The organism is Thiospirillum jenense (assembly GCF_014145225.1).
GTDB classification, from domain to species: Bacteria; Pseudomonadota; Gammaproteobacteria; order Chromatiales; family Chromatiaceae; genus Thiospirillum; species Thiospirillum jenense.
In genome coordinates, this window is the sequence record NZ_JABVCQ010000059.1 from 1 (window position 1) to 4,871 (window position 4,871).

Below are 4,871 nucleotides of genomic sequence, written 5' to 3' on the forward strand. Positions count from 1 at the left end.
GGGTTAATCAATTTTATTTGTCAAGTCCCGTAAAATTATAAACACGTTTATTAAAACGTTCAGGGCATTGGTTTGCGGCAACTCTGAAAACTTCACTGTCAGTTCCAATCGTCCAGACACAATCGCAGCAGTGGCGATGTTTTGCGCATCATTCCTTGCCTACAAGTGAAAGCTCAATGTAAGCATCGCTTTTTCCAGCTTTGAATTTAATTGTTTCATAATTATTTGTAATCGCTAAAACAAGAGTTAGACCTATAGCAACGATTGCTGTTATTACAGCTATTTCTATACCTGTTGCAGCTGCAATAGGCACTAGGGCAGCAAGTGATAACCCACCAGTAAAGAAAGCGGCAGCCGCCACCGCTGTTAAAGCAGTGATTAGTGCTGCTATAGCAGCTTTAGATGCGCTTTTAATTTTATATGACGTTTTAACGTCGTTGGCTAACTCACCTTTTACAATTATTCTTTTATGTCTTTCATTAACAGCTTTTTCTAGTTCTTCTTTGGTTGTTACGATTGCTAAATCTTCGGATTTAACATATGGTATTTGATTGAAGATTGCAAATATAAAAATTGATAATCCAGTATATTTAATAAAATTTCTTCTGGATAAAAAAGTTTTTTTCATAAATTAAAAACCAAAACTCAAATTTTATTTGACGTGGTATGTGATTTAAAATCCATACAGCTACTCTGGCTCTGAGAATGTCATTCATCAGTTTCAATCCTTGTTGTAATGGATATTGGGTTGCAACGCCAACCGCGCAAATGTGGCCGACAGTCCATAGGCTTGTTTCAATCCTTGTTGTAATGGATATTGGGTTGCAACCTTGCGCTGCTAAATACGATTGAATCGTTCTTAGGCGTTTCAATCCTTGTTGTAATGGATATTGGGTTGCAACGGGTATCACGGAAATCGTGATACCTACAGAAGGTGGAGTTTCAATCCTTGTTGTAATGGATATTGGGTTGCAACCTTATAACTCCGTTTTCCATCGTTGCACTAACGTACAGTTTCAATCCTTGTTGTAATGGATATTGGGTTGCAACATGCTCTCGACATGCTCCAGGCGTTGATCCAATCTTGTTTCAATCCTTGTTGTAATGGATATTGGGTTGCAACCTGATTGGTGCGTCGTTATCAGAAGGCGAATTCTTGTTTCAATCCTTGTTGTAATGGATATTGGGTTGCAACATGCTGACATCGCGGCCGCGGCTGGCCAAACGGCAGTTTCAATCCTTGTTGTAATGGATATTGGGTTGCAACTTGACATCATCACGCCGCAAGTGCCGCTGAATTTCTGTTTCAATCCTTGTTGTAATGGATATTGGGTTGCAACAGTTTTACAGTATGGATCAATTAAGTCGACTACTCTAGTTTCAATCCTTGTTGTAATGGATATTGGGTTGCAACGCAAATAGTCCGGGTGATCTATTGCCATTTGCAATCGTTTCAATCCTTGTTGTAATGGATATTGGGTTGCAACTGCGTTGATTATTGCGCGGTTGCCCAATTCTGTCCGGTTTCAATCCTTGTTGTAATGGATATTGGGTTGCAACGTCAATTACTACGGTTGGCACGTCGTGTTGATTTAAGTTTCAATCCTTGTTGTAATGGATATTGGGTTGCAACCCTGATCTACTGTGTCACGTTGTTAGGGCAATGCGTTTCAATCCTTGTTGTAATGGATATTGGGTTGCAACCAATTTTGAATGCGCGCCGCCGCATTGGATGGGAGGTTTCAATCCTTGTTGTAATGGATATTGGGTTGCAACAGAGAGAGAGAGCTTTCGCGCAAATAGCGCTCAAGCCGTTTCAATCCTTGTTGTAATGGATATTGGGTTGCAACATTAGCAAACTGCGCCCTCAAAACACGGCGATTGCGTTTCAATCCTTGTTGTAATGGATATTGGGTTGCAACGATGAAATTAGCGATCATCACGTTAATTATTGGTTTGTGTTTCAATCCTTGTTGTAATGGATATTGGGTTGCAACAAGTGGGCCGGCACTGCTATCTTACTCTTACTCTTCGTTTCAATCCTTGTTGTAATGGATATTGGGTTGCAACGTCCGAGCGGTCGGTCTCGGGTTTCGTCGTTTCGGGTTTCAATCCTTGTTGTAATGGATATTGGGTTGCAACACTTGTAATACTGGTATTTAGAACAATATAGACATGAGTTTCAATCCTTGTTGTAATGGATATTGGGTTGCAACCACGCCCGCCACGGCGCCAGTCGCCACGCCCGCCAGTTTCAATCCTTGTTGTAATGGATATTGGGTTGCAACTTCTTTTTAACGCCGGCAACGGCACGGAGATTTTTAGTTTCAATCCTTGTTGTAATGGATATTGGGTTGCAACCAGAATGCCGTCTTCGGCATTTATTAGCGCTATTGCGTTTCAATCCTTGTTGTAATGGATATTGGGTTGCAACGATTGGCTGTCTCGCGTTTTATTATTAAATACGCAATGTTTCAATCCTTGTTGTAATGGATATTGGGTTGCAACCCAGTTGGCTTCCAACCGGACTCTGCGACATTAAACTGTTTCAATCCTTGTTGTAATGGATATTGGGTTGCAACCCGCGCCAGTCGCCACGCCAGTCGCCACGGCACCAGGTTTCAATCCTTGTTGTAATGGATATTGGGTTGCAACCGTTATAGGTAGCGCCCTAGGAAGTCGCTGCCTGATGGTTTCAATCCTTGTTGTAATGGATATTGGGTTGCAACTTATTTACAGCGGCGTATTCGGAGGCAACGATCAAGGCGTTTCAATCCTTGTTGTAATGGATATTGGGTTGCAACTGTCCGGGTAGCCACTCATTGATCGCGCCTTATGTTTGTTTCAATCCTTGTTGTAATGGATATTGGGTTGCAACGTTTTCAATTGCCCACGCTGACTCGGCTACGGTTTTGTTTCAATCCTTGTTGTAATGGATATTGGGTTGCAACGTGTTAGTAGCACGGGCTTTTTTATTGGCTAATGATGTTTCAATCCTTGTTGTAATGGATATTGGGTTGCAACCCATGCCGAGCTTGTCGATCTCATCACGAAGCGATGTTTCAATCCTTGTTGTAATGGATATTGGGTTGCAACAACGGGTATTGTATTCCTGCACTCCCGACTGCCATGTTTCAATCCTTGTTGTAATGGATATTGGGTTGCAACAATTCGGAACATCAGGGATTCGTCCAAGATGGTACTGGTTTCAATCCTTGTTGTAATGGATATTGGGTTGCAACGCAGGCATTAATACAATCTTTAATTCAAGCTATCTGAGTTTCAATCCTTGTTGTAATGGATATTGGGTTGCAACGGTGTTGAATGCTTTTACACCGGCTCGAATGGTACGTGTTTCAATCCTTGTTGTAATGGATATTGGGTTGCAACATTCTTGAACGCTAAATGACTTGCCGTTACGCGGTTGTTTCAATCCTTGTTGTAATGGATATTGGGTTGCAACTAATAAAACATCCGCACTAGCGGATGCGGATTTTACGTTTCAATCCTTGTTGTAATGGATATTGGGTTGCAACATACGGAACGATAATAAAACAACCGCACTAGCGGAGTTTCAATCCTTGTTGTAATGGATATTGGGTTGCAACCAGTAAAGCGTGGACGCCACAGAGACGGATTATCATGTTTCAATCCTTGTTGTAATGGATATTGGGTTGCAACCATTCAAAACCCGCTGTTTGACGCTTTTATAACGGCGTTTCAATCCTTGTTGTAATGGATATTGGGTTGCAACTACAACGTCAAGCAATGTAAAGCGCAATACAGGTGAGTTTCAATCCTTGTTGTAATGGATATTGGGTTGCAACACGACGCTCACGTTGGGAAGGATAGGACAACCAAAGTTTCAATCCTTGTTGTAATGGATATTGGGTTGCAACGGGCGGATGAAGGCGCTGTATTGGAACTCATTACGACGTTTCAATCCTTGTTGTAATGGATATTGGGTTGCAACGCAATGGCGTTACAACCTGACTGCTATACATTGAGTTTCAATCCTTGTTGTAATGGATATTGGGTTGCAACTGTTCGTATTGAAAACAACGTTGAGTTTGTTGAACAGTTTCAATCCTTGTTGTAATGGATATTGGGTTGCAACCGGTATTACATCTCTCCCATAGATAGCGCTGTCTAGTTTCAATCCTTGTTGTAATGGATATTGGGTTGCAACTCGGTCGCGTCACCCACCAATGGACGTGGTGTGCAGGTTTCAATCCTTGTTGTAATGGATATTGGGTTGCAACAATTGCTAAACGTCGTGCCGGACTAAAAGTCTGACCAAGTTTCAATCCTTGTTGTAATGGATATTGGGTTGCAACGCTGATACCACGAAACAACGCACCTTGAGTGATCCCAGTTTCAATCCTTGTTGTAATGGATATTGGGTTGCAACTCAACACGGCCGCCCGATGGCGAGCTATGACGCGGGTTTCAATCCTTGTTGTAATGGATATTGGGTTGCAACCAGAAATAATCCGTGGTCACGCCGCGCCGTGCAAGGTTTCAATCCTTGTTGTAATGGATATTGGGTTGCAACAACACTTGCTTCTATATTATGAAGCTGATGGCTGGTTTCAATCCTTGTTGTAATGGATATTGGGTTGCAACTATAGACATCGGCGTCAGCTGTTAGTGCCTCGTACCGGTTTCAATCCTTGTTGTAATGGATATTGGGTTGCAACTCTAATTTATTGGCTGACAGATGGGATGTGCCAAGGTTTCAATCCTTGTTGTAATGGATATTGGGTTGCAACAAGACATGGGCAACCTAGGCGCAGTCGCGCTGATGGCGTTTCAATCCTTGTTGTAATGGATATTGGGTTGCAACCTGTCACATACAAAGCCACGGGCCT

The 4,871-nt window shown here is 42.3% G+C and carries 1 protein-coding gene and 1 CRISPR repeat array; the gene reads right to left on the reverse strand.

The features are described 5' to 3' along the window. Nucleotides 1-148 precede the first annotated feature (148 nt). A complete protein-coding gene (locus tag HUK38_RS14350) occupies nucleotides 149-628 on the reverse strand; it encodes a hypothetical protein (protein WP_182585013.1) in 480 nt (159 codons plus the stop codon). A gap of 90 nt (nucleotides 629-718) precedes the next feature. Continuing rightward, a CRISPR array of direct repeats spans nucleotides 719-4,846; the repeat unit is 37 nt; unit sequence GTTTCAATCCTTGTTGTAATGGATATTGGGTTGCAAC. The last annotated feature ends 25 nt before the right edge of the window (nucleotides 4,847-4,871 follow it).